21 protein-coding genes are annotated in these 24595 nt (G+C 69.5%); 5 read left to right on the top strand and 16 right to left on the bottom strand.

Translation table 11 applies throughout. From position 1 onward, the window contains the following. The first annotated feature begins 152 nt into the window (after positions 1 to 152). Together fahA and NBY69_RS07330 are read left to right on the top strand one after the other, a co-directional pair. Positions 153 to 1379 (top strand): fumarylacetoacetase, encoded by a 1227-nt coding sequence (gene fahA, locus NBY69_RS07335; RefSeq protein ID WP_250299148.1) that lies wholly within the window; start codon positions 153 to 155, stop codon positions 1377 to 1379. Further along, positions 1376 to 2017, top strand: a complete 642-nt coding sequence (locus tag NBY69_RS07330) for a GPP34 family phosphoprotein (protein WP_250299145.1) — start codon at positions 1376 to 1378, stop codon at positions 2015 to 2017. The genes fahA and NBY69_RS07330 overlap by 4 nt, the downstream gene beginning before the upstream one ends. Positions 2018 to 2185: 168 nt before the next feature. Here the strand turns inward: NBY69_RS07330 and recQ are convergent, their stop codons facing one another. The 15 genes from recQ to NBY69_RS07255 form a co-directional block, all read right to left on the bottom strand. Beyond that, the gene (recQ, locus tag NBY69_RS07325) at positions 2186 to 4174 is read right to left on the bottom strand and encodes a DNA helicase RecQ (protein WP_250299143.1); all 1989 of its coding nucleotides are present in this window, start codon (positions 4172 to 4174) and stop codon (positions 2186 to 2188) included. A gap of 298 nt (positions 4175 to 4472) precedes the next feature. Further along, positions 4473 to 6125 (bottom strand): NADH-quinone oxidoreductase subunit NuoN, encoded by a 1653-nt coding sequence (gene nuoN / locus NBY69_RS07320; RefSeq protein WP_250299140.1) that lies wholly within the window; start codon positions 6123 to 6125, stop codon positions 4473 to 4475. After that, a complete protein-coding gene (locus tag NBY69_RS07315; RefSeq protein ID WP_250299139.1) occupies positions 6122 to 7702 on the bottom strand; it encodes an NADH-quinone oxidoreductase subunit M in 1581 nt (526 codons plus the stop codon). Before NBY69_RS07315 ends, nuoN begins: the two co-directional genes overlap by 4 nt. A gap of 5 nt (positions 7703 to 7707) precedes the next feature. Next, a complete protein-coding gene (nuoL, locus tag NBY69_RS07310; protein ID WP_250299137.1) occupies positions 7708 to 9603 on the bottom strand; it encodes an NADH-quinone oxidoreductase subunit L in 1896 nt (631 codons plus the stop codon). 14 nt (positions 9604 to 9617) lie between these two features. Further along, positions 9618 to 9917, bottom strand: coding sequence for an NADH-quinone oxidoreductase subunit NuoK (gene nuoK / locus NBY69_RS07305; protein WP_250299134.1), 300 nt, complete (start codon positions 9915 to 9917; stop codon positions 9618 to 9620). Next, positions 9914 to 10756, bottom strand: a complete 843-nt coding sequence (locus NBY69_RS07300) for an NADH-quinone oxidoreductase subunit J (protein WP_250299133.1) — start codon at positions 10754 to 10756, stop codon at positions 9914 to 9916. The genes nuoK and NBY69_RS07300 overlap by 4 nt, the downstream gene beginning before the upstream one ends. Further along, on the bottom strand, positions 10753 to 11385 hold the full coding sequence (gene nuoI / locus NBY69_RS07295) for an NADH-quinone oxidoreductase subunit NuoI (RefSeq protein WP_250299131.1): 633 nt from the start codon (positions 11383 to 11385) through the stop codon (positions 10753 to 10755). Before nuoI ends, NBY69_RS07300 begins: the two co-directional genes overlap by 4 nt. Beyond that, on the bottom strand, positions 11378 to 12709 hold the full coding sequence (nuoH, locus tag NBY69_RS07290) for an NADH-quinone oxidoreductase subunit NuoH (protein WP_250299564.1): 1332 nt from the start codon (positions 12707 to 12709) through the stop codon (positions 11378 to 11380). The genes nuoI and nuoH overlap by 8 nt, the downstream gene beginning before the upstream one ends. Before the next feature lie 35 nt (positions 12710 to 12744). Then, positions 12745 to 15309 (bottom strand): NADH-quinone oxidoreductase subunit G, encoded by a 2565-nt coding sequence (locus tag NBY69_RS07285; protein ID WP_250299129.1) that lies wholly within the window; start codon positions 15307 to 15309, stop codon positions 12745 to 12747. Continuing rightward, on the bottom strand, positions 15306 to 16691 hold the full coding sequence (gene nuoF, locus NBY69_RS07280; RefSeq protein ID WP_250299126.1) for an NADH-quinone oxidoreductase subunit NuoF: 1386 nt from the start codon (positions 16689 to 16691) through the stop codon (positions 15306 to 15308). The genes NBY69_RS07285 and nuoF overlap by 4 nt, the downstream gene beginning before the upstream one ends. Further along, a complete protein-coding gene (gene nuoE / locus NBY69_RS07275; RefSeq protein WP_250299124.1) occupies positions 16691 to 17464 on the bottom strand; it encodes an NADH-quinone oxidoreductase subunit NuoE in 774 nt (257 codons plus the stop codon). Before nuoE ends, nuoF begins: the two co-directional genes overlap by 1 nt. Positions 17465 to 17508: 44 nt before the next feature. After that, a complete protein-coding gene (locus NBY69_RS07270) occupies positions 17509 to 18846 on the bottom strand; it encodes an NADH-quinone oxidoreductase subunit D (RefSeq protein WP_250299122.1) in 1338 nt (445 codons plus the stop codon). Then, positions 18846 to 19559, bottom strand: coding sequence for an NADH-quinone oxidoreductase subunit C (locus NBY69_RS07265; protein ID WP_250299120.1), 714 nt, complete (start codon positions 19557 to 19559; stop codon positions 18846 to 18848). The genes NBY69_RS07270 and NBY69_RS07265 overlap by 1 nt, the downstream gene beginning before the upstream one ends. Beyond that, on the bottom strand, positions 19556 to 20110 hold the full coding sequence (locus tag NBY69_RS07260) for an NADH-quinone oxidoreductase subunit B family protein (RefSeq protein WP_250299119.1): 555 nt from the start codon (positions 20108 to 20110) through the stop codon (positions 19556 to 19558). The genes NBY69_RS07265 and NBY69_RS07260 overlap by 4 nt, the downstream gene beginning before the upstream one ends. A gap of 17 nt (positions 20111 to 20127) precedes the next feature. Beyond that, positions 20128 to 20487: an NADH-quinone oxidoreductase subunit A gene (locus NBY69_RS07255; protein WP_250299117.1), complete on the bottom strand. Its 360-nt coding sequence runs from the start codon at positions 20485 to 20487 to the stop codon at positions 20128 to 20130. Between the two features lie 741 nt (positions 20488 to 21228). On the opposite strand from NBY69_RS07255, the gene NBY69_RS07250 reads away from it, so the two are divergent. Further along, positions 21229 to 22071 carry a C40 family peptidase gene (locus tag NBY69_RS07250; protein ID WP_250299116.1) on the top strand — a complete coding sequence of 281 codons (843 nt, stop codon included), beginning with the start codon at positions 21229 to 21231 and terminating at the stop codon, positions 22069 to 22071. Positions 22072 to 22294: 223 nt separating this feature from the next. Here the strand turns inward: NBY69_RS07250 and NBY69_RS07245 are convergent, their stop codons facing one another. Beyond that, a complete protein-coding gene (locus tag NBY69_RS07245; protein WP_250299114.1) occupies positions 22295 to 23221 on the bottom strand; it encodes a zinc-binding dehydrogenase in 927 nt (308 codons plus the stop codon). A 155-nt stretch (positions 23222 to 23376) separates the two neighbouring features. On the opposite strand from NBY69_RS07245, the gene NBY69_RS07240 reads away from it, so the two are divergent. Both NBY69_RS07240 and NBY69_RS07235 read left to right on the top strand, forming a co-directional pair. Further along, entirely contained in the window at positions 23377 to 23823 is a 447-nt protein-coding gene (locus tag NBY69_RS07240; RefSeq protein ID WP_250299112.1) for a MarR family winged helix-turn-helix transcriptional regulator, read from the top strand. 137 nt (positions 23824 to 23960) lie between these two features. Next, positions 23961 to 24584: an RraA family protein gene (locus tag NBY69_RS07235; protein WP_250299108.1), complete on the top strand. Its 624-nt coding sequence runs from the start codon at positions 23961 to 23963 to the stop codon at positions 24582 to 24584. Positions 24585 to 24595: the final 11 nt, after the last annotated feature.

The raw sequence follows: 24595 nt of genomic DNA, 5'->3' as shown, positions 1-24595 counted from the left end.
CATCCGGCCGGAACACATTCACCCGGAACGTTCGGCCGGAAGGTTCACCTGGAACATGCGCCCGGCCCGTCCGTCCGGTGACAGCTGACGCCGTGACGGTTGCCGCCGTAACGTAGGCGTGTCCCAGAGACCCGAAAGCGAGGCAGCACCCCATGCCTGAGCAGAGCCCGCTCGACCTGTCCGAAGGCGATCCCTTCGGCCCGCACAACCTTCCGTACGGTGTCTTCTCCACCCCCGCGGAACCCGACCGGCGCCGGGTGGGTGTGCGCATAGGCGGTCATGTGCTGGATGCCGGAGCCGCGGCGTTCGCGCTGGGCTCGCCTTACAGCAAGCTGCTGGCGCACCCCACGCTGAACCCGCTGCTCGCGGCGGGGCGTACCGCGTGGCGCGACGTACGGCGGGCGCTGACCGCCTGGGTCACCGTCCCGGCGCACCGCGCGGACATCGAGCCGCTGCTGTATCCGCTGTCCGCCGTCACGCTCCACCTGCCGTACGAGGTCGCCGACTACGTCGACTTCTACGCGAGCGAGAACCACGCGACGAACGTCGGCCGGATCTTCCGCCCGGACTCGGTGGCGCTGACCCCCAACTGGAAGCACCTGCCCATCGGTTACCACGGCCGCGCGGGCACGGTCGTCGTGTCGGGCACCGATGTCGTACGCCCGTCGGGCCAGCGCAAGGCGCCCTCGGACCCGGCGCCGGTCTTCGGCCCCTCGGTCAAGCTCGACATCGAGGCGGAGGTCGGCTTCGTCGTCGGCGTGCCGTCCGGACAGGGCGGCCCGGTCCCGCTGGCCGACTTCCGTGAGCACGTCTTCGGGCTCCAGCTCCTCAACGACTGGTCCGCACGCGACATCCAGGCCTGGGAGTACGTCCCGCTGGGCCCCTTCCTCGGCAAGTCCTTCGCCACCTCGGTGTCGGCCTGGGTGACCCCGCTGGAGGCGCTGGACACGGCACGGACCGCCCCGCCGGAGCGTGAACTGCCCCTGCTGCCCTACCTCGACGACGCCTCGGCCGAGGAGCCGGGCGGCTTCGACCTGCACCTCTCGGTGGCGGTCAACGGGCAGCTGATCTCCGAGCCGCCGTTCTCCGGGATGTACTGGACGGCCGCGCAGATGCTGGCCCACATGACGGTGAACGGCGCCTCGCTCCGTACCGGGGACCTGTTCGGGTCGGGCACGGTCAGTGGCACGTCGCCGGACCAGTGCGGCTCACTCCTGGAGATCACCTGGAACGGCACCCGGCCCCTCGAACTCCCGCACGGCAAGCGGACGTTCCTGGAGGACGGCGACGAGGTCACCATGACCGCCTGGGCGCCGGGCCCGGACGGGACCAGGGTGGGTCTCGGCGAGGTGACCGGAAGGATCGTACCCACGCCATGAGCCGGGCCGAGCCGACCCTTCCCGAAGAGCTGCTGCTGCTCGCGCTGGACCCCGCGCGGGGCAAGACGTTCTGCCGGGGCCGCTACCTGGAGTACGGGATGGCCGGCGCGGCTCTGGCGGAACTGGAGCTCCAGGGGCAGATCTCCGAGTCCCTGGGCAAGGTGCTGGTGGTCAACCCGCTGGTGCCGGGCGACCCGGTCCTCGCCCAGGTCCTGGCGCTGCTCCCGGAACCGGGCAAGGGAACGTTCGCCGGAACGGCCTCCGCCCGCAGCTGGATCCACCGGAACGGCAGCCAGATCGAGGGGCTGTACCTGGACCGCCTGGTGGAGCAGGGCGTCCTGCTCAGGGAGACCCGCCGCTTCGCCGGTCTGCTTCCCTACCACCGCCATCCCGCGGGCCCGCACAACTGGTCGGCGCAGGCCCGCGCGCACTTCGCGGCGGCGGAGACGGCGGACTTCCCCGACCACCGCAGCCGCGCCCTGGCCGCGCTGGTCGCGGCGACCGGCCTGGCGCAGGTGACGGCGCAGGAGGGGTGGCGGTCCCGGGCGGCGATGCGGGGGCTGATCCGCAGCGAGTGGCCGGCGAACGCGGTACGGCGCAACGTCCAGCGCGACAGGTCACGGCGGAGCGGGGCCTGAGGTCCACGCGGGGCAGCCCCGAGGGGCGGAGCCCGACCGGCGCGGAGCCGGGCCCGAGGTCACGCGGGGCGGCCCCGAGGGGGGCGGAGCCCCGCGTGAACCGCCCGTGCGTGCGCCCTCCCCCTCGGGGACCCCTCAGGACCTCAGGACCCTCGGGACCCTCACGGCTCAGAAATCCTCGGGCGCGTACGACTCCTCGGGCGCGGGCGGCTCCTCGGATGCGTCCCACTCCTCCGGGACGTCCTGTGCGTCCGGTTCCTTCGGGGCATCCGGCTTCTCGGGCGCGTCCGGGGAACCGCCCGCCAGCACCCCCAGCACGCCCTCCCCGTACGTCGCCAGCTTCTTCTCGCCCAGACCGCCGATCCCGCCGAGTTCCCCGAGCGAGGACGGCCGCACCGTGGCGATCTCCCGCAGGGTCGCGTCGTGGAAGATCACATACGCCGGAACGCCCTGCTCCTTGGCCTGCTGCGCCCGCCATGCCCGCAGCGCCTCGAAGACCGGCACCGCCTCCGCCGACAGATCGGCGACCGCCGCGGCGGCTCTGGCCTTCTTCTCACCCTTCGCGGGCCTGGGCACCACGGCCTTCTCGGGCTCCTTGCGCAGCCGGACCTCGGCCTCCCGCGCCAGCACCGAACCGCTGGTGCCGGTCAGCACCAGCGTGCCGTACTCCCCCTCGACGGCGAGCAGCCCCTGCGCCAGCAACTGCCGCACCACGCCCCGCCACTGGCCTTCCGACAGGTCCTCGCCGATGCCGAAGACCGACAGCTGGTCGTGGTCGAACTGGATGACCTTGGCGGTCTTCCGGCCCAGCAGGATGTCGACGATCTGCCCCGCCCCGAACTTCTGCCGGCGCTCCCGGTCCAGCCGCACCACCGTGGACAGCACCTTCTGCGCGGCCACCGTCCCGTCCCAGGTCTCGGGCGGGCTGAGGCAGGTGTCGCAGTTGCCGCAGGCCGGTGTCACGGCCTCCTGGCCGAAGTACTGGAGCAGCTGGACCCGACGGCATCCGGCGGTCTCGCAGAGCGCCAGCATCGCGTCGAGGTGCGCGGCGGCCCGGCGGCGGAACGTCTCGTCGCCCTCGCCGGTCTGGATCATCTTCCGCTGCTGGACCACGTCCTGGAGGCCGTACGTCATCCACGCCGTGGACGGCATCCCGTCCCGTCCCGCGCGGCCGGTCTCCTGGTAGTACCCCTCCACCGACTTGGGCAGGTCCAGGTGGGCCACGAACCGGACGTCCGGCTTGTCGATCCCCATCCCGAAGGCGATGGTCGCCACGACCACCAGGCCCTCCTCGCGCAGGAACCGCGACTGGTGGACGGCGCGGGTGCCCGCGTCCAGGCCCGCGTGGTACGGCACCGCCTCGATGCCGTTCTTGCACAGGTACTCGGCGGTCCGGTCCACGGAGGCGCGGGAGAGGCAGTAGACGATGCCCGCGTCCCCGGCGTGCTCCTCCTTCAGGAAGGCGAGCAGCTGCTTCTTGGGGTCGTTCTTCGGGACGATCCGGTACTGGATGTTGGGCCGGTCGAAGCCCGCCACGAAGTGCCGTGCGCCGGACATCCCGAGCCGCTGGGTGATCTCCTGGTGCGTGGCCCGGGTGGCGGTCGCGGTCAGGGCGATCCGCGGTACCTCGGGCCAGCGCTCGCCGAGCAGCGAGAGGGCCAGGTAGTCCGGCCGGAAGTCATGTCCCCAGGAGGCCACGCAGTGCGCCTCGTCGACCGCGAACACGGAGATCTTCGCGCGGCTCAGCAGCCCCAGCGTGGACTCCACGCGCAGCCGCTCGGGCGCCAGGTACAGCAGGTCCAGCTCCCCGGCGAGCAGCTCGGCCTCCACCGTGCGCCGCTCGTCGAAGTCCTGCGTGGAGTTCATGAACCCGGCGCGCACACCGAGGGCGCGCAGCGCGTCCACCTGGTCCTGCATCAGCGCGATCAGCGGCGAGATCACCACACCCGTACCGGGTCTGACCAGCGCGGGGATCTGGTAGCAGAGGGACTTTCCGCCGCCGGTGGGCATCAGCACCACGGCGTCCCCGCCGTTGACCACCTGCTCGATGATCTCTTCCTGCTCGCCGCGGAAGGCGTCGTATCCGAAGACCCGGTGCAGTGTGCTGAGCGCCTCGCTCTGTTCGCGCTCCGCCACTGCCTCGCCGCTCCCGTTCATCGCTCGGTCCCCCGTCGCACTTGTCCCTCGTCCGTACTGCCGGTCACTCCAGCCACGATAGGGTCCCGCACTGACATCCCCGGACACACCGGTACTCCGGGACGGGGCCGGGGCGGCCGGGCCGCACGGGAAATACCAGGTCAGCGACCATGTCCGCCGTTCTGCGGGCGGCCGGGAACGGAAACGGCGAACGCCGGGCGGGCCGATACCTCCGGCCCGCCCGGCGTTCGGCGGTCGTACACGTCGGCGCTGTCGTACACGTCGGCGCTGCGCAGGGCAGGGGCCCCTGGCGAGGCGCCTACCGGACGAAGACTCCCGCCTGGCTCGCCAGGTCCAGGAAGTACTGCGGCGCGAGGCCCAGCACCAGCGTGACCGCGACGCCCACCGCGATGGTCGTCGTCGTCAGTGCCGACGGGACGGCGACCGTCGGGCCGTCGGCCTTCGGCTCGCTGAAGAACATCAGCACGATGACCCGGATGTAGAAGAACGCGGCGATGGCGGAGGAGATCACACCGACCACGACCAGGCCGCCGGCCCCGCCGTCCGCCGCCGCCTTGAACACCGCGAACTTCCCGCTGAACCCGCTGGTGAGCGGGATGCCCGCGAAGGCGAGCAGGAAGACCGCGAAGACCGCCGCCACCAGGGGTGAACGGCGCCCGAGCCCGGCCCACTTGGACAGGTGCGTCGCCTCGCCGCCCGCGTCCCGCACCAGCGTGACCACGGCGAACGCGCCGATCGTCACGAAGGAGTACGTCACCAGGTAGAAGAGGACGGAGCTGATGCCCTCGGGCGTGGTCGCGATGACACCGGCCAGGAGGAACCCGGCGTGCGCGATCGACGAGTACGCCAGCATCCGCTTGATGTCGGTCTGGGTGATCGCGACGATCGCACCGCCCAGCATGGTGATGATCGCGACGGCCCACATGACCGGCCGCCAGTCCCAGCGCATGCCCGGCAGCACCACGTACAGCAGCCGCAGCAGCGCGCCGAACGCGGCGACCTTGGTGGCCGCCGCCATGAAGCCGGTGACCGGGGTCGGGGCGCCCTGGTAGACGTCCGGGGTCCACATGTGGAAAGGCACGGCGCCGACCTTGAAGAGCAGCCCCATCAGGATCATCGCGCCGCCGATGAGCAGCAGCGCGTCGTTGCCCATGGTGTCGGCGAGCGCCGGGTCGACGTTCTGCACGGTGCCGTCGACGACCGCGGCGATGCGGGCGTACGAGACGGAGCCCGCGTACCCGTAGAGCAGCGCGATCCCGAAGAGCAGGAAGGCGGACGAGAAGGCCCCGAGCAGGAAGTACTTCACCGCGGCCTCCTGCGACATCAGCCGCTTGCGGCGGGCGAGGGCGCACATGAGGTAGAGCGGGAGCGAGAAGACCTCCAGCGCCACGAAGAGCGTCAGCAGGTCGTTGGCCGCCGGGAAGACCAGCATGCCGCCGACCGCGAAGAGCGCGAGCGGGAAGATCTCGGTGGTGGTGAACCCGGCCTTGACCGCCTCCTGTTCGCTCTCGCTGCCCGGTACGGACGCGGCCTGGGCGGCGAACGAGTCGACGCGGTTGCCGTGCACCTCGGGGTCGAGCCTGCGCTCGGCGAAGGTGAAGACCGCGACCAGCGCGGCCAGCAGGATGGTGCCCTGGAGGAACAGCGCGGGCCCGTCGACCGCGACCGCGCCCATGGCCGCGATGTGCGCCTTGGTCGAGCCGTATCCACCGGCCGCCAGCGCGACGACCGCCGCGAAGGAGGCGGCGATGGCCACGACCGTGAGGAACACCTGGGCGTAGTAACGGCCCCTGCGCGGCACGAAGGCCTCGACGAGGACGCCCAGCATCGCGGCACCGAGAATGATCAGCACGGGTGAGAGCTGCGCGTACTCGATGTGGGGAGCCGGAATCTTGCCGATGGGGCCGACCGCCCCCATTGTCCACAGGCTGTGGACAGCTGTTGCGCTCACTTCGCGGCCTCCACTGCGGGCTGGGAAGGACGGGGGTCCTTCTTCTGAACGTCGGACATCGTGTGCTTCACGGCCGGGTCGACGATCTCCGTCAGCGGCTTCGGATAGACGCCGAGGAAGACCAGCAGCGCGATCAGCGGCAGTACGACGACCAGTTCACGGACCTTGAGGTCCGCCATCCCCTGCACGGTGGCCTTGACCGGGCCCGTCATCGTCCGTTGGTAGAGGACGAGGACGTAGAGCGCGGCGAGCACGATGCCGATGGTCGCGACGATCCCGGCGGCCGGGTAGGCGCTGAACGTGCCCACCAGGACCAGGAATTCACTGACGAACGGCGACAGACCGGGCAGCGACAGCGTCGCGAGACCGCCGATCAGGAAGGTCCCGGCGAGCACCGGGGCCACCTTCTGCACCCCGCCGTAGTCGGCGATGAGCCGCGAGCCACGCCGCGAGATCAGGAACCCGGCCACCAGCATCAGGGCGGCCGTGGAGATCCCGTGGTTGACCATGTAGAGCGTCGCGCCCGACTGGCCCTGGGTGGTCATCGCGAAGATGCCCAGGATGATGAAGCCGAAGTGCGAGACCGACGCGTAGGCGATCAGCCGCTTGATGTCGCGCTGGCCGACCGCGAGCAGCGCGCCGTAGATGATGCTGATCAGCGCGAGCACCAGGATCACCGGAGTGGCCCACTTGCTCGCCTCGGGGAAGAGCTGGAGGCAGAAGCGCAGCATCGCGAACGTGCCGACCTTGTCGACCACGGCGGTGATCAGCACGGCGACCGGGGCGGTCGCCTCACCCATGGCGTTGGGCAGCCAGGTGTGCAGCGGCCACAGCGGCGCCTTCACCGCGAAGGCGAAGAAGAAGCCGAGGAAGAGCCAGCGCTCGGTGCTGGTCGCCATGTGCAGCGAGCCGTTGGCCCGTGCCGCGACGATGTCCTGGAGCGAGAAGTTCCCCGCGACCACGTAGAGGCCGATGACCGCGGCCAGCATGAGCAGGCCGCCGACCAGGTTGTAGAGGAGGAACTTGACCGCCGCGTACGAGCGTTGGGTCGCCGCCGCCTCGTCGCCCTGGGCGTGCGCCCGGTCCCCGAAGCCGCCGATGAGGAAGTACATCGGGATGAGCATGGCTTCGAAGAGGATGTAGAAGAGGAAGACGTCGGTGGCCTCGAAGGAGAGGATCACCATCGCTTCGACGGCCAGGATCAGGGCGAAGAAGCCCTGGGTGGGCCGCCACCGCGAACTGTGTGTCTCCAGGGGGTCGGCGTCGTGCCAGCCGGCCAGGATCACGAACGGGATGAGCAGGGCGGTCAGGGCGAGCATCGCCAGACCGATCCCGTCCACGCCCAGTTCGTACCGCACCCCGAAGTCCTTGATCCAGGCGTGCGATTCGGTGAGCTGGTAGCGCGCGCCGCCGGGCTCGAACCGTACGAACTGGACGGCGCCCAGGACGAGCGTGCCGAGCGAGAACAGCAGCGCCAGCCACTTCGCCGCCGTGCGCCGCGCGGCCGGGACCGCGGCGGTGACGACCGCACCGACCGCCGGGAGCGCGGCTGTTGCCGTCAGGAGAGGAAAGGACATCGTGATCAGACCGCCCTCATCAGCAGGGTCGCGGCGACGAGAATCACTGCGCCGCCGAACATCGAGGCCGCGTAACTCCGGGCGTAGCCGTTCTGCAGCTTGCGCAGCCGTCCCGAGAGGCCGCCGACCGAGGCGGCGGTGCCGTTGACGACACCGTCCACCAGGCTGTGGTCGAGGTAGACCAGCGACCGGGTGAGGTGTTCGCCGCCGCGGACCAGAACGACGTGGTTGAAGTCGTCCTGGAGGAGATCGCGCCGGGCGGCGCGGGTGAGCAGCGAGCCCTTGGGCGCCACTGCCGGGACGGGCTTGCGGCCGTAGACCAGCCAGGCGATGACGGCGCCGATCACCAGGACCACCATCGTCCCGGCGGTGACCACGCCCGCGCTGACCGGCGAATTGCCCTCGGCATGGCCGGTGACGGGCTCCAGCCAGTGCAGGAAGCGGTTGCCGATCCCGAAGAACGCTCCGGCGAAGACCGAACCGAACGCCAGGATGATCATGGGGATGGTCATCGACTTGGGCGACTCGTGCGGGTGCGGCTGGTTGCCGTCCGCGTCGGGCACCCAGCGCTTCTCGCCGAAGAACGTCATCAGCATGACCCGGGTCATGTAGAACGCGGTGATCCCGGCGCCCAGCAGGGCCGCGCCGCCGAGGATCCAGCCCTCGGTGCCGCCCTTGGCGAAGGCCGCCTCGATGATCTTGTCCTTGGAGAAGAACCCGGAGAGGCCGGGGAAGCCGATGATCGCGAGATAGCCGAGCCCGAAGGTCACGAACGTCACCGGCATGTACTTCCGCAGGCCGCCGTACTTCCGCATGTCCACCTCGTCGTTCATGCCGTGCATGACCGATCCGGCGCCGAGGAAGAGTCCGGCCTTGAAGAAGCCGTGGGTGACCAGGTGCATGATCGCGAAGGCGTAGCCGATCGGGCCGAGCCCGGCCGCGAGGATCATGTAGCCGATCTGCGACATCGTCGAACCCGCGAGGGCCTTCTTGATGTCGTCCTTCGCGCAACCGACGATCGCACCGAAGAGGAGCGTCACCGCGCCGACCACCACGACCGCCATCTGCGCGTCGGGGGCCAGATTGAAGATCGCGCCGGACCGGGTGATCAGGTACACGCCCGCCGTCACCATCGTCGCCGCGTGGATCAGGGCCGAGACCGGGGTCGGGCCCTCCATCGCGTCACCGAGCCAGGACTGCAGCGGCACCTGTGCGGACTTGCCGCAGGCGGCGAGCAGCAGCATCAGCCCGATGGCGGTGAGTTTGCCCTCCGAGGCGTGCCCCGCGGTGGACAGGACCGGGCCGAAGGCGAAGGTCCCGAAGGTGGTGAACATCAGCATGATCGCGATCGACAGGCCCATGTCACCGACGCGGTTGACGATGAAGGCCTTCTTGGCCGCCGTCGCCGCGCTCGGCTTGTGCTGCCAGAAGCCGATCAGCAGGTACGACGCCAGACCGACGCCCTCCCACCCGACGTACAGCAGCAGGTAGTTGTCGGCGAGGACCAGCAGCAGCATCGCCGCGAGGAAGAGGTTCAGGTAGCCGAAGAAGCGGCGGCGCCGCTCGTCGTGCTCCATGTAGCCGATCGAGTAGATGTGGATCAGCGTGCCCACACCGGAGATCAGCAGGACGAACGTCATCGACAGCTGGTCGAGCTGGAAGGCGGCGTCGGCCCGGAAGCCGCCCACCGGGATCCAGGTGAACAGGTACTGGTGCAGGGTGCGGTGGTCCGCGCTCCTGCCCAGCATGTTCACGAAGAGGACGGCCGCGATCACGAACGACGCACCGGCGAAGAGCGTACCGAGCCAGTGGCCGGCACGGTCGAACCGCCGCCCGCCGCAGAGCAGTACCGCCGCTCCGAGCAAAGGCGCTGCAATCAGCAGCGCAATCAAGTTCTCCACTGTTCAGCGACCCCTTACAGCTTCATCAGGCTGGCGTCGTCGACCGAGGCCGAGTGGCGGGAACGGAAGAGCGACACGATGATCGCGAGCCCGACCACGACCTCGGCGGCGGCAACGACCATCGTGAAGAAGGCGATGACCTGGCCGTCGAGATTTCCGTGCATACGGGAGAAGGCGACGAACGCGAGGTTGCAGGCGTTGAGCATCAGCTCCACGCACATGAACACCACGATCGCGTTCCGCCTGATCAGCACCCCGGCCGCGCCGATGGTGAACAACAGCGAGGCGAGATACAGATAGTTGACCGGGTTCACTTCGCCTCCTCCTCTTCGCGGTCGTGGTCACCGGGCAGTTCGGCGTCGTGACCGTGTCCGGCGTCCCGGCCGAGCCGCTCCTCGGAGCGCTGTTCCAGCGCCTTGAGGTTGGCCATGGCCTCGCTCGACACGTCGCGGATCTGACCGCGGCGGCGGAGCGTCTGCATGACGGTGAGCTCCGAGGGCGTCCCGTCCGGCAGCAGTCCCGCGATGTCCACGGCGTTGTGCCGGGCGTAGACACCGGGAGCGGGCAGCGGGGGAACCTGCCTTCCGCGTACGCGCTCCTCGGACATCTCCCGCTGGGTCATGGCCCGTTCGGACCGCTCGCGGTGGGTGAGCACCATCGCGCCGACGGCTGCGGTGATGAGCAGCGCGCCGGTGATCTCGAAGGCGAAGACGTACTTGGTGAAGATCAGGGCGGCGAGGCCCTGGACGTTCCCCGCGGAGTTGGCCTGGCCCAGGCCGGTGAAGGTCTTCAGCGAGGCGTTGGCGATACCGGCGATCAGCAGGATGCCGAAGCCGAGCCCGCAGAGCACGGCCAGCCAGCGCTGCCCCTTGATGGTCTCCTTCAGCGAGTCGGCGGCGGTGACACCGACCAGCATGACCACGAAGAGGAAGAGCATCATGATCGCGCCGGTGTAGACGACGATCTGGACGATGCCCAGGAAGTACGCGCCGTTGGCGAGGTAGAAGACCGCCAGGACGATCATGGTTCCGGCGAGGCTCAGCGCGCTGTGCACGGCCCGCCGCATGAGTACGGTGGACAGCGCGCCGATCACGGCGACGGTGCCCAGCACCCAGAACTGGAAGGCCTCACCGGTGGAGGTCAGGTAGTTCACGCCCCCGCCCCCTCTTTCGGTGCCCCGTCCGAGGGTGTCTCGCCCTTGGAGACCGCGACCTGGCGGACGGTGCCCGGGGCGGCCTCGGTCACCAGCCCCCGGTAGTAGTCCTGTTCGTCGGTGCCCGGGAAGATCGAGTGCGGCGATTCGACCATGCCCTCGTCGAGACCGGCGAGCAGCTGCTCCTTGGTGTAGATGAGGTTCGCCCGGCTGCTGTCGGCCAGTTCGAACTCGTTGGTCATCGTCAGCGCCCTGGTCGGGCAGGCCTCGATGCAGAGTCCGCACAGGATGCAGCGGGCGTAGTTGATCTGGTAGACGCGGCCGTACCGCTCGCCCGGGGAGTAGCGCTCCTCCTCGGTGTTGTCCGCGCCCTCCACGTAGATCGCGTCCGCCGGACAGGCCCAGGCGCACAGCTCGCACCCGATGCACTTCTCCAGTCCGTCCGGATGCCGGTTGAGCTGGTGCCGCCCGTGGAAGCGCGGCGCCGTGGTCTTCTCCTGCTCCGGGTACTGCTCGGTCAGCCGCTTCTTGAACATGGCCTTGAAGGTCACGCCGAAGCCGGCCACCGGGTTCTGCCAGGGAGCCTTGGGGGTCTCGTCCCCGGAAGCCTCAGTAGAGCGGTCAGGCATCGTCAGCCTCCTTTCCGTCACTCACAGTGTCCACGCCACCACTGACAATCAGCTCCCGCTCCGTGCGCGAAGGCCGCCGGGGTACGGGGGGAAGGGTCTGTCCGGGCAGGGGCGGTACGGGGAAGCCGCCCGCCATCGGGTCGAAGGCCGGCCCCGGTCCTGCCGCGTCGGCCGCCGCCTGTTCCTGCTTCTCCTGCTTGTCGCGGAAGATGTCGTAGACGAAGGACAGCAGCAGGATCGCCACGACGGCCCCGGCTCCGTAGAGCACGATCCGGGAGTAGTCGTAGTTGGCGTTGCGCAGCGCCCGTACGGTCGCCACCAGCATCAGCCAGACCACCGAGACCGGGATCAGGACCTTCCAGCCCAGCTTCATCAACTGGTCGTAGCGGACGCGGGGCAGTGTCCCGCGCAGCCAGATGAAGAAGAACAGCAGCAGCTGGACCTTGATGACGAACCAGAGCATCGGCCACCAGCCGTGGTTCGCCCCCTCCCAGAAGGTGGAGATCGGCCAGGGGGCCCGCCAGCCGCCCAGGAAGAGCGTCGCGGAGACCGCCGAGACGGTGACCATGTTGACGTACTCGGCCAGCATGAACATCGCGAACTTGATCGACGAGTACTCGGTGTTGAAGCCGCCGACCAGGTCGCCCTCGGACTCCGGCATGTCGAACGGGGCGCGGTTGGTCTCACCGATCATCGTGACGATGTAGATGATGAAGGAGACCGGCAGCAGCACGATGAACCAGCGGTCCTTCTGTGCGTCGACGATCGCCGAGGTGGACATCGACCCCGAGTAGAGGAAGACCGAGGCGAACGCCGCGCCCATCGCGATCTCGTAGCTGATCATCTGGGCGCACGAGCGCAGACCGCCGAGCAGCGGGTACGTCGAACCCGACGACCATCCGGCGAGGACGATGCCGTAGATGCCGACCGAGGCGACCGCGAGGATGTAGAGCATCGCGATCGGCAGGTCGGTGAGCTGCATCGTCGTGCGGTGGCCGAAGATCGACACCTCGTTGCCCGAGGGGCCGAACGGGATGACCGCGATCGCCATGAAGGCGGGCACCGCGGCGACGACCGGCGCGAGGATGTAGACGAACTTGTCGGCCCGTTTGACGACCAGGTCTTCCTTCAGCATCAGCTTGATGCCGTCGGCCAGCGACTGGAGCATGCCCCAGGGGCCGTGCCGGTTGGGCCCGATGCGCAGCTGCATCCAGGCGACCACCTTGCGCTCCCACACGATGGCGAAGAGCACGGTGAGCATCAGGAAGGCGAAGCAGAAGACCGCCTTGACGACGACCAGCCACCAGGGGTCCCGTCCGAACATGGACAGGTCCTCGGTCGCCGCGAGGTAGTAGTTCGTCACGCCTCCACCTCCGTCGTGGCCGTGGTTCCGGCGGGTCCGTCGGCTGCCGCGGAGATCCGCACCAGCTCGCCGGGTCGGGCGCCGGTGTCCGCAAGGACCCCGCTGCCCGTCGAGTTCAGCGGGAGCCAGACCACCCGGTCCGGCATCGCGGTGACCTGGAGCGGCAGCCGGACGTCACCGGCGGGACCGGTCACCGCGAGGACGTCGCCGTCCTTGACGCCGGTCTCGGCGGCGGTGGTGGCCGAGAGCCTGGCGACCGCCGCGTGCCGGGTGCCCGCCAGGGCTTCGTCGCCGTCCTGGAGCCGCCCCTGGTCGAGCAGCATCCGGTGGCCGGCGAGGACCGCTTCGCCCTCGGCGGGGCGGGGCAGCGGCCGGGTCGTGGCGGCCGGGTCGTCCGCGTACCGGCCGGTCCAGGAACCCAGCCTGTCCAGTTCGTCGCGTACGGACCTGACGTCCGGCAGCGCGAAGTGGCTGAGCCGGTCACCGCCCGCGGCGTCGGCCAGCGCGTCGGCGAGCATGTGCAGCACCCGCGAGTCGGCGGGGGCCAGCGTGCGCGTCATCTGCTCCGGCTTGAGCGACGCCTCGAACGGCCTTGCCCGGCCTTCCCAGTTGAGGAAGGTGCCCGCCTTCTCGGCGACCGCGGCCACCGGGAAGACCACGTCGGCCCGCTCGGTGACCTCGCTGGGCCGCAGTTCGAGGGAGACCAGGAAGCCGACCTTGTCGAGTGCTTCCCGGGCGCGGGCCGGGTCGGGCAGGTCGGCGGTCTCGACGCCCGCGACGAGCAGTGCGCCGAGTTCGCCGGTGGCCGCGGCCTCGATGATCTGGCCGGTGTCGCGGCCGAACCGGTGCGGCAGTTCGCGTACCCCCCAGAGGGCCGCGACCTCTTCGCGGGCCCGGGGGTCGGTGGCGGGACGGCCGCCGGGCAGCAGCGCGGGGATCGCGCCCGCCTCGACGGCGCCGCGCTCACCCGCCCTGCGGGGCACCCACACCAGGGCGGCGCCGGTGGCCGTCGCGGTCCGGACGACCGCGGTCAGCCCCCCGGGTACGGCGGCCAGCCGCTCGCCGACGACGATCACCGCGCCGTCCGCACGCAACGCCTCGGCGGCCTGCTGCCCTTCGGCATCCAGGCCCACCCCGCCCGCGATGGCGTCCAGCCACTCGGTCTCGGTGCCGGGCGCCGCGGGCAGCAGCACCCCGCCCGCCTTGGCCAGTCCACGGGTCGCGTACGTGGCCAGGGCGAAGGTGCGCTGGCCGTGCTTGCGGTGTGCCTTGCGCAGCCGCAGGAAGACGCCGGGGGCCTCCTCCTCGGACTCGAATCCGACGAGGAGGACGGCCGGGGCCTTCTCCAGCGAGGTGTTGGTGACGCCCGCACCGTCGAGATCCCGGCCGCGCCCCGCGACCCGGGCGGCCAGGAAGTCGGCCTCCTCGGCGGAGTGCACCCGGGCGCGGAAGTCCACGTCGTTGGTGTCGAGGGCGACGCGCGCGAACTTGGCGTAGGCGTACGCGTCTTCGACGGTGAGGCGGCCACCGGTGAGCACCCCGGCCCGGCCGCGGGCCGCCGCGAGTCCGTTCGCCGCCTTCTCCAGCGCCTCCGGCCAGCTGGCCGTTTCCAGGACGCCGTCCTCGTTCCGTACGAGGGGGGTGGTCAGCCGGTCGGGGCGCTGGGCGTAACGGAACCCGAAGCGCCCCTTGTCGCAGAGCCACTCCTCGTTGACCTCGGGGTCGTTGGCGGCGAGCCGCCGCATGACCTTGCCGCGCCGGTGGTCGGTGCGGGTCGCGCAGCCGCCCGCGCAGTGCTCGCACACCGAGGGCGACGACACCAGGTCGAAGGGGCGGGAGCGGAACCGGTACGCCGCCGAGGTGAGCGCGCCGACCGGGCAGATCTGGATGGTGTTGCCGGAGAAGTACGACTCGAAGGGGTCACCCTCGCCGATGCCGACCTGCTGGAGCGCGCCGCGTTCCAGCAGCTCGATCATCGGGTCTCCGGCGATCTGGTTGGAGAACCGCGTACAGCGGGCGCAGAGCACGCACCGCTCCCGGTCGAGCAGCACCTGGGTGGAGATCGGTACCGGCTTCTCGAAGGTCCGCTTCTTGCCGTCGAAGCGGGAGTCCGCGTCGCCGTGCGACATGGACTGGTTCTGCAGCGGGCACTCGCCGCCCTTGTCGCAGACCGGGCAGTCCAGCGGGTGGTTGATGAGCAGCAGCTCCATCACACCGCGCTGGGCCTTCTCGGCGACCGGCGAGGTGATCTGCGACTTGACGACCATGCCGTCGGTGCAGGTGATGGTGCAGGAGGCCATCGGCTTGCGCTGGCCCTCGACCTCGACGATGCACTGACGGCAGGCGCCGGCCGGGTCGAGGAGCGGGTGGTCGCAGAAGCGCGGGATCTCGACGCCGACCTGTTCGGCGGCGCGGATGACCAGGGTCCCCTTGGGGACCGAGATCGCGATGCCGTCGATGGTCAGCGAGACCAGGTCCTCCGGCGGAACTGCCGCCGCCCCGCCCCCGGAGGGAGCGCGTTTGCCCGTGGCGGAGCCACTGTCGGGCTGAAGTACTGTCATGCGTTCACCTCCGAGGTGCGGTGGGGTTCGTCGGCCCAGACCGTCGACCTGGCCGGGTCGAACGGGCAGCCCTTGCCGGTGATGTGCTGCTCGTACTCCTCGCGGAAGTACTTGAGCGAGGAGAAGATCGGCGAGGCGGCGCCGTCGCCGAGTGCGCAGAACGACTTACCGTTTATGTTGTCGGCGATGTCGTTCAGCTTGTCGAGGTCGGCCATCTGGCCCTTGCCCGCCTCGATGTCGCGGAGCAACTGGACCAGCCAGTACGTCCCTTCGCGGCACGGTGTGCACTTGCCGCAGGACTCGTGCGCGTAGAACTCGGTCCAGCGGGTGACGGCCCGCACCACGCAGGTCGTCTCGTCGAAGCACTGGAGCGCCTTGGTGCCGAGCATCGATCCGGCGGCGCCCACCCCTTCGTAGTCCAGCGGGACGTCGAGGTGTTCTTCGGTGAACATCGGGGTCGAAGAGCCGCCCGGTGTCCAGAACTTGAGCCGGTGGCCGCTCCGGATGCCGCCGCTCATGTCGAGCAGCTGGCGGAGCGTGATGCCGAGCGGGGCCTCGTACTGGCCGGGGCTGGTGACGTGCCCGCTCAGCGAATAGAGCGTGAATCCGGGGGACTTCTCGCTGCCCATGGTCCGGAACCAGTCCTTGCCCCGGTTCAGGATCGCGGGAACCGATGCGATGGACTCGACGTTGTTCACCACAGTGGGACATGCGTAGAGCCCGGCCACGGCAGGGAAGGGAGGACGGAGCCTGGGCTGGCCGCGGCGGCCCTCCAGGGAATCGAGCAGTGCGGTCTCTTCACCGCAGATGTACGCGCCCGCCCCCGCGTGCACGGTGACGTCGAGGTCGAGTCCGCTGCCCAGGATGTCCTTGCCGAGGAAGCCCGCCTCGTACGCCTCGCGTACGGCCTCGTGCAACCTCCGCAGTACGGGGACGACTTCGCCCCGGAGATAGATGAAGGCATGCGAAGACCTGATCGCGTAACAGGCGATCACGATCCCCTCGATGAGGGAATGCGGGTTCGCGAAGAGGAGCGGGATGTCCTTGCAGGTCCCGGGCTCCGATTCGTCGGCGTTGACAACTAGATAGTGCGGCTTTCCGTCGCCCTGCGGGATGAACTGCCACTTCATTCCGGTGGGGAAGCCCGCGCCGCCACGGCCGCGCAGACCGGAGTCCTTGACGTACGCGATGAGGTCGTCGGGCTCCATGGCGAGGGCCTTCTTCAGGCCCTCGTACCCCTCGTGCCGCTTGTACGTCTCCAGGGTCCAGGACTCCGCCTGGTCCCAGAAGGCCGAAAGGACCGGCGTGAGCACCTGCTCGGGGCCGGTCCTGCCGTTCCCCTCGCCGTTTCCGCCGCCGTTGATCTCGGTCGCCAAGGTCATCACTCCCCCTCCTCGGCCGCGGGTCCTGCCTGGTTGTCCGGGTCGGAGGCCGAGGTCTGCTGTGGTGGGTCCTCGGGGGCCTCGCCACGTGGGGACACCACGCGTGGCCGGGGGCCCTCGCCCTTCGCGAGCCGCAGGCCGACCAGTGACGCGGGTCCCGCGCCGCCGGTCGCCTCGACCGCTCCGGGCCGCTGGTCGGGGAAGCCCGCCAGGATCCGGGAGGTCTCCTGGTAGGTACAGAGGGGCGCACCGCGGGTCGGGGCCACCTGCTGCCCTGCTCGCAGGTCGTCGACCAGTTGCTTCGCGGACTCGACGGTCTGGTTGTCGAAGAACTCCCAGTTCACCATCAGGACCGGCGCGAAGTCGCAGGCCGCGTTGCACTCGATGTGCTCCAGGGTGACCTTGCCGTCGCCGGTGGTCTCCCCGTCGCCGACGTCCAGGTGTTCCCGCAGCGCGGAGTAGATCGCGTCGCCGCCCATCACCGCGCACAGGGTGTTGGTGCAGACGCCGACCTGGTAGTCGCCGCTCGGCTTGCGCCGGTACATGGAGTAGAAGGTGGAGACCGCGGTGACCTCGGCGGTGGTCAGGTCCAGCACCTCGGCGCAGAACCGGACCCCGGTCCGGGTGACGTACCCCTCCTCGGCCTGCACCAGGTGCAGCAGCGGCAGCAGTGCCGACCTGCTGTCCGGGTAGCGGGCGACGATCTCCTTCGCGTCCGCGTCGAGCCTGGCGCGTACGTCGGCCGGGTAGTCGGGAGCGGGGAGTTGGGGCATGCCCAGACTCGTTGCAGCGGTCGAAGCCGCCGGAGCAGCGTCCGTCATCGGTCGACGCCTCCCATCACGGGGTCGATGGACGCGACAGCGACGATGACGTCGGCGACCTGGCCGCCCTCGCACATCGCCGCCATGGCCTGCAGATTGGTGAAGGACGGGTCGCGGAAGTGGACCCGGTAGGGCCGGGTGCCACCGTCGGAGACGACGTGGACGCCCAGTTCGCCCTTGGGTGACTCGACCGCGGTGTACGCCTGTCCGGCCGGGACCCGGAAGCCCTCGGTCACCAGCTTGAAGTGGTGGATCAGGGCCTCCATGGAGGTGCCCATGATCTCCTTGATGTGGTCCAGCGAGTTGCCGAGTCCGTCCGGGCCGAGCGCGAGCTGCGCGGGCCAGGCGATCTTCTTGTCGGCGACCATGACCGGGCCCGGCTCCAGGCGGTCCAGGCACTGCTCGATGATGCGCAGCGACTGCCGCATCTCTTCGAGGCGGACCAGGAAGCGGCCGTAGGAGTCGCAGGTGTCGGCGGTCGGGACCTCGAAGTCGTAGTTCTCGTAACCGCAGTACGGGTCGGTCTTGCGCAGGTCGTGCGGGAGCCCCGCGGAGCGCACGATCGGACCGGTCGCGCCGAGGGCCATGCAGCCGGCCAGGTCGAGATAGCCGACGTTCTGCATGCGCGCCTTGAAGATCGGGTTGCCGGTGGCGAGCTTGTCGTACTCCGGCAGGTTCTTGCGCATCGTCTTCACGAACTCGCGCAGCTGGTCCACGGCGCCCGGGGGCAGGTCCTGGGCCAGTCCTCCGGGCCTGACGAACGCGTGGTTCATCCGGAGTCCGGTGATCAGCTCGAAGATGTCGAGGACGAGTTCACGGTCGCGGAAGCCGTAGATCATTATCGTCGTCGCGCCCAGTTCCATACCGCCGGTGGCGAGACAGACCAGGTGCGAGGAGATCCGGTTGAGCTCCATCAGCAGGACGCGGATGACCGACACCCGGTCGGGAATCTGGTCCTCGATGCCGAGCAGCTTCTCGACGCCCAGGCAGTACGCCGTCTCGTTGAAGAACGGCGTCAGGTAGTCCATGCGCGTGACGAAGGTGGTGCCCTGCGTCCAGGTCCGGTATTCGAGGTTCTTCTCGATGCCGGTGTGGAGATAGCCGATGCCGCAGCGGGCCTCGGTGACGGTCTCGCCGTCGATCTCCAGGATCAGCCGGAGCACACCGTGCGTGGACGGGTGCTGCGGTCCCATGTTGACGACGATGCGCTCGTCGTCGGCCTTGGCCGCGGACTGGACGACTTCGTCCCAGTCGCCACCGGTGACTGTATATACAGTCCCCTCGGTCGTCTCGCGGGCCGCGGCCTGTGATGCGGAGGTGGGTGAAGTGGACATCAGGTGTACGACCTCCGCTGGTCCGGAGCGGGAATCTGGGCGCCCTTGTACTCGATGGCGATGCCGCCCAGGGGGTAGTCCTTGCGCTGCGGGAAGCCCTGCCAGTCGTCCGGCATCATGATCCGGGTGAGGGCCGGGTGGCCGTCGAAGATCAGGCCGAAGAAGTCGTAGACCTCGCGCTCGTGCCAGTCGTTGGTCGGATAGACCGCGACCAGCGACGGGATGTGCGGGTCCGCGTCCGGCGCACCGACCTCCAGGCGGATCAGCCGCCCGTGGGTGATCGAGCGCAGGTGGTAGACCGCGTGCAGTTCGCGGCCCTTGTCCCCCGGGAAGTGCACGGCGCTCACGCCCGTGCAGAGCTCGAAGCGGAGGGCCGGATCGTCGCGCAGGGTCCGCGCCACGGTCGGCAGGTGCTCGCGGTCGATGTGGAAGGTGAGCTCGCCGCGGTCGACGACCGTCTTCTCGATGGCGTTGCCGGGGACGAGTCCCTGCTCCTCCAGCGCACCCTCCAGCTCGTCGGCGACCTCGTCGAACCAACCGCCGTAGGGCCGGTTCGTGGCGCCGGGCAGGGCCACGGTCCGTACGAGCCCGCCGTATCCGCTGGTGTCCCCGCCGTTGTTGGCGCCGAACATCCCCTTGCGTACGCCGATGACCTCACCGGAAGCGTCGCGCCGGTCCGGTGCCGCGCCGTTCTTCTCGTGCTCGTCACTCACCGCAGCAGCCCCTTCATCTCGATCGTCGGGAGCGCCTTGAGGGCCGCCTCCTCCGCCTCGCGGGCCGCTTCCACCTGGTTGACCCCGAGCTTGGAGCCCTGGATCTTCTGGTGGAGCTTGAGGATGGCGTCCATCAGCATCTCGGGACGGGGCGGGCAGCCGGGCAAATAGATATCAACCGGGACGATGTGGTCCACACCCTGAACAATTGCGTAATTGTTGAACATGCCGCCCGATGACGCACAAACCCCCATGGAGATAACCCACTTGGGGCTGGGCATCTGGTCATAGACCTGCCGCAGGACGGGCGCCATCTTCTGGCTCACCCGCCCGGCCACGATCATCAGGTCCGCCTGTCGCGGCGATCCGCGGAAGACCTCCATGCCGAACCGCGCCAGGTCGTACCGGCCCGCGCCCGTCGTCATCATCTCGATGGCGCAGCAGGCGAGGCCGAAGGTGGCCGGGAAGACGGAGGATTTCCGTACCCAGCCCGCGGCCTGTTCGACGGTGGTCAGCAGAAAGCCACTCGGCAGCTTCTCTTCGAGTCCCATAGGTGCCCCTCAGCCCCTCAGTCCCATTCCAGACCGCCGCGCCGCCACACATACGCGTAGGCGACGAAGACGGTGAGCACGAAGAGCAGCATCTCGACGAGCCCGAAAAGCCCCAGGGAGTCGAAGGTGACCGCCCAGGGATAGAGGAAGACGATCTCGATGTCGAAGACGATGAACAACATCGCCGTCAGGTAGTACTTGATCGGGAAACGGCCGCCTCCGGCCGGCGTGGGTGTCGGTTCGATACCGCACTCGTACGCTTCGAGCTTCGCCCGGTTGTAGCGCTTGGGGCCGATAAGCGTGGCCATGACCACGGAGAAGATCGCAAACCCTGCCCCGAGGGCGCCGAGTACGAGGATGGGCGCGTAGGCATTCACGCTCCTCGCTCCTTCCAGTCGTCCTTGACCGTTGGACCGCATCGGGCCGGCTCGTCCGCCTCGCTCGCCCCGCCGTCCGGACGAAGATCGCGAATATGTGAAGCAGGTCACAAGCCCGACTGCCCCGCATCCTATGCCCGCCGGTCTGTGATCTGCGACACGGGGTACGACAACGCCTTTGTGATCTCCACCACCTGACGAAGGATCATGAAGTCGGATGACCGGTGATCTTCATACGCGAAGCGCCCGGGTGGTCACGAGACGTGACATCTTCCCGTGTTACCGCTGGTCCAGAGGGTGCGCCCCTATCAAGTAGTGGCCCATACACGCAAATTGGCGATGGACAGATCCGAGTGGTAGAGGTCCGCCGCACACCCCTAGGGGGTGAGTTCGGCGACCGGAACGGTCACGGACGGCCGCGTGCGCGCATTCACGAGCGGCGCCGTTCGCGGACGCAGCCGCACCCCTCCCGGGTTCGTGACCGCGGCGTGACCTGCCTCACTCCGCGCCGGGTGCGGAAGAAACGGGGCTTGGCCAACTTCGTGAACGGATGGTAGGCGTCGGGCAATTCGGACGAATTACGGAAAGTCCATGATCACAACCATGATCATCGATGACCGTATTGCCCGTTTGGGCGTCAATAAAGGCCGTGGGCAACCGGAATGAACTCATCCGTTCGTAACTGTGGCGCAACACACGTTTGTTGATGGGGACCGGGAATGACTGATAGCGGTAGTGCTCATGTCCCACACCGCTCACATACCCAGCCACCGGAAGCCCCGCCTCAGCACAGCCAAGAACGTGCTCCGCGCCGGAGTTGCCGGTGGCGTTCTCAGCACCATCGCAGTGGCAGGCGCCGCCGGTTCGGCAAACGCTGCCGAGCCGGTGACCGAGACCACCATCCAGATGCCCACCCTCAGCGCCGCACAGGTCGCCGAAGCCACCGAGCAGGCCGCCACCGACCTGCAGCAGCAGGCCCAGCAGGACACCGCGGCCCAGGACGCCGCCAAGGCCGCCAAGAAGGCCAAGACGGACGCCGTCCACAAGGCCGAGGCCAAGAAGAAGGCCGAGGCGAAGGCCAAGGCCGAGGCCGAAGCCAAGAAGAAGGCCGAGGCGGCTGCCCTGCAGCGCGCGTCGCGCTCCTCCGCCCGTACGACGCTCAACGCCGTCCCCGCGTCCAGCGTCAGCAACATCGGCGGCAGCAGCTCCTCCAGCTCCTCGCAGGCCACCGGCTCCGCCGCGTCCATCGTGAGCTTCGTGAAGTCCCACATCGGCGACGCGTACGTCATGGGCGGCACCGGTTCCAGCTCCTGGGACTGCTCCGGCCTGGTCCAGGCCGCGTACAAGAACATCGGCGTCGACCTGCCGCGCGTCTCGCAGGGCCAGTCGACCGCGGGCACCCAGGTCTCGCTGAGCAACCTCCAGCCCGGCGACATCCTTTACTGGGGCAGCGCGGGCAGCGCGTACCACGTGGCCATCTACGTCGGCGGCGGCCAGTTCGTCGGCGCGCAGAACCCGAGCTCCGGTGTGGTCGAGCGCCCCCTGAGCTACGACCAGCCGACCGGCGCGGTCCGCGTTCTCTGATCCACACGGGGCTGCCCTCCGGTCCCCCCTGGGCGGTTCTCCGATCCGTCACCGGACGGGTGCCCCGATCCACCCGACGGCTCTCCGACCTGTCCGAGGCATTTCCCCGATTCGTCCGAGATGACCGTTCAGTGGCAAGTCATGGCCGATGGGCCGCCGTTCCCCCCGCTCGGGAGCGGCGGCCCATCGTCATGAATCGTCATGACCGGAACCTGCCGGGCGGTCAGCCCGTGCGCAGCAGGACCCGGCCGAGGTTGCCGCGCGCCTCGACCAACTCGACGGCCTCCGCGATCCGGTCGAGCGGCAGCGCCGTGTGCGCCGGGTGCAGGCGGCCCGCGGCGTGCAGGTCCCACAGCTCTGCCCGCAGCCGGGCGATCTGTTCGGGCCGGTCGCGGCTGATCCGTCCGACGGAGAACCCGGTCACCGACTTGAGGTCGCCGAGCAGGCTTCCGGCGTCCACGGCGCCGCCGCCCGCACTGAACGCCACGAGCCTGCCGTGCGGCGCGAGAGCGTCCACTCCCCGCTGCACCAACGCGCCGCCGACGCCGTCCAGGACCACGCCCACCGGGTCGCCCCAGGACTCCTGCCCGTACGTCACCACCTCGTCGGCGCCGCACCCGCGCACGAAGCCGGCCTTCTCCGGCGACCCGACCGCCGCGACGACCCGACCCGCACCCAGCGCCCTGGCCAGTTGCACGGCCAGATGCCCGCTCCCACTGGCCGCCGCGGTGACCAGGACCGACTCGCCCCGCTCGAAGCGTCCGGCACGAAGTGCGCCGAGCGCGACCAGGCCGCCGCGTACCAGCGCAAGCGCGTCCGGGGCGGTCACCTCCGGCGGTACACGAGTGACCAACGCAGGGGCGGCGAGCACCGACCGGGCGTAGACGTCCTCGAACACCACCCCGCCCACGCGGTCCCCGACCTCGAACCCCGCCACACCCACGCCCAGCGCGGCGACCCGCCCGACCATCTCGCCGCCCGGTCCGGCTTCCGGCGCGGTACGGCCGTGCAGCATCCTGACGAGACCGATCCCCACCCCCACGACCTCGGTGTGTACGAGCAGTTGCCCGGGACCCGGGACCGGCACGGGCACCTCGTCGATCACGAACGGCTCGGCGGTGTCCCACGGCTGGAACCTGATCCTGCGCATGCGCGCCTCCCTCTCCCGGCTTCCGGCTTCCGGCTTCCGGCTTCCGGCTTCCGGCTTCCGGCTTCCGGCTTCCGGCTTCCGGCTGCAATCCATTGGGATCCCCAACGATAATCGAATCCATGGGGAACCCCAACGAATTTGCCTAGACTGTCGCCATGCACGCATCCCCCGCCCCGCTCAGCCGCCTCCGGACCCTGCCCAGCTGGCTGTTGGCCCGCGCCTCGGCCCGCGGCCACCGCCTGGTCAGCGAACACCTCGCCGAGGAGGGCGTACGGATGCCCCACCACGCGGTGCTGTGCGGCATCGCCGAACTCGGCCCCCTGGCCCAGGCCGAGCTGTCCCGCACCGTCCGGATCGACCCCAAGGACATGGTCACGGTGCTCAACGAGCTACAGGCCAAGCAGCTGATCAGCCGCACCAGGGACCCCCGCGACGCCCGCAAGAACGCACTCGAACTCACGGCGGACGGCCGGGCGCTCCTGCACCGCCTGGAGAAACTGGGCGACCGGGCCAACGACGAACTGCTCGCCCCGCTGACGCCTACGGAACGGAAGCAGCTCAACGCGCTGCTCGCCAGGCTGATCGCCACGGAACAGCAGTAGGCCTCAAGGCTGTCCGGCGGCGGCCCAAGGGCTGACGCCCAGCAGTTCCCCGCGCCCACATCAGCTCATAGGCTCGCAGCGGCACGGTCCGGTCTCCACCACGACAGCGGGCGCCCGCACGAAGGCGAAGGACGAGCATGAGCGACCTCACCGGCTTCCAGGACATCTCCCCGACCACCCTCGCGGACGTCCTGGGCCGCGAGCACGTCATGAACACCGGTATCCGCCCGCTGTGGCCGTCGCCTCCACGCATCGCGGGCCCCGCGTTCACCGTGCGGTGCCCTCCCGGTGACAACCTCATGCTGCACGCGGCCATCCACCGCGCGGAGCCCGGCTCGGTCCTCGTCGTCGAGGCGGGCGATGTGGACTACGCACTCGCCGGAGGGAACGTCTGCGCCGTCGCCCAGCGCCGGGGCATCGTGGCGCTGGTGGCGGACGGCGTGATCAGGGACCTCGCCGAGGTGCGCGCGATGGGCTTCCCCGTCTTCGCCAGGGGCGTCATCCCGTACCCCGGCACCAAAAAGGCCGTCGTCCCCCTCAACGGCGAAGTGCGGTGCGGAGGCGTGCGGGTGAACGCCGGGGACATCGTCGTGGCCGACGAGGAGGGCATCGTGGTCACGCCCCACGCCCGTCGGGAAGAGGTACTCCTCTCGGCTCGGGCCAAGTTGGCCAAGGAGGCCGACGAGTCACTCGACGCGTGGGAAACGGCGCACCGCGCCCGCATCGACGAGATCCTGGCCGAGAACGGCTTCGAGGGCTGACCTGGACGGCA

It is taken from the genome of Streptomyces sp. A 4/2 (assembly GCF_940670765.1).
Taxonomy (GTDB): Bacteria; Actinomycetota; Actinomycetes; order Streptomycetales; family Streptomycetaceae; genus Streptomyces.
The sequence above is the reverse complement of the archived record's forward strand: the minus strand, read 5'-3'. Positions and strand labels throughout refer to the sequence as shown.

What these genes read in the sequence shown, in the direction of transcription:
- fahA (WP_250299148.1), top strand. Translation starts at nt 153, where the DNA reads ATGCCTGAGCAGAGCCCGCTCGACCTGTCCGAAGGCGATCCCTTCGGC.
- NBY69_RS07330 (WP_250299145.1), top strand. Translation starts at nt 1,376, where the DNA reads ATGAGCCGGGCCGAGCCGACCCTTCCCGAAGAGCTGCTGCTGCTCGCG.
- recQ (WP_250299143.1), bottom strand. Translation starts at nt 4,174, where the DNA reads ATGAACGGGAGCGGCGAGGCAGTGGCGGAGCGCGAACAGAGCGAGGCG.
- NBY69_RS07315 (WP_250299139.1), bottom strand. Translation starts at nt 7,702, where the DNA reads ATGTCCTTTCCTCTCCTGACGGCAACAGCCGCGCTCCCGGCGGTCGGT.
- nuoI (WP_250299131.1), bottom strand. Translation starts at nt 11,385, where the DNA reads ATGCCTGACCGCTCTACTGAGGCTTCCGGGGACGAGACCCCCAAGGCT.
- nuoH (WP_250299564.1), bottom strand. Translation starts at nt 12,709, where the DNA reads ATGTTCGGACGGGACCCCTGGTGGCTGGTCGTCGTCAAGGCGGTCTTC.
- NBY69_RS07285 (WP_250299129.1), bottom strand. Translation starts at nt 15,309, where the DNA reads ATGACAGTACTTCAGCCCGACAGTGGCTCCGCCACGGGCAAACGCGCT.
- nuoF (WP_250299126.1), bottom strand. Translation starts at nt 16,691, where the DNA reads ATGACCTTGGCGACCGAGATCAACGGCGGCGGAAACGGCGAGGGGAAC.
- nuoE (WP_250299124.1), bottom strand. Translation starts at nt 17,464, where the DNA reads ATGCCCCAACTCCCCGCTCCCGACTACCCGGCCGACGTACGCGCCAGG.
- NBY69_RS07270 (WP_250299122.1), bottom strand. Translation starts at nt 18,846, where the DNA reads ATGTCCACTTCACCCACCTCCGCATCACAGGCCGCGGCCCGCGAGACG.
- NBY69_RS07260 (WP_250299119.1), bottom strand. Translation starts at nt 20,110, where the DNA reads ATGGGACTCGAAGAGAAGCTGCCGAGTGGCTTTCTGCTGACCACCGTC.
- NBY69_RS07250 (WP_250299116.1), top strand. Translation starts at nt 21,229, where the DNA reads ATGTCCCACACCGCTCACATACCCAGCCACCGGAAGCCCCGCCTCAGC.
- NBY69_RS07245 (WP_250299114.1), bottom strand. Translation starts at nt 23,221, where the DNA reads ATGCGCAGGATCAGGTTCCAGCCGTGGGACACCGCCGAGCCGTTCGTG.
- NBY69_RS07240 (WP_250299112.1), top strand. Translation starts at nt 23,377, where the DNA reads ATGCACGCATCCCCCGCCCCGCTCAGCCGCCTCCGGACCCTGCCCAGC.
- NBY69_RS07235 (WP_250299108.1), top strand. Translation starts at nt 23,961, where the DNA reads ATGAGCGACCTCACCGGCTTCCAGGACATCTCCCCGACCACCCTCGCG.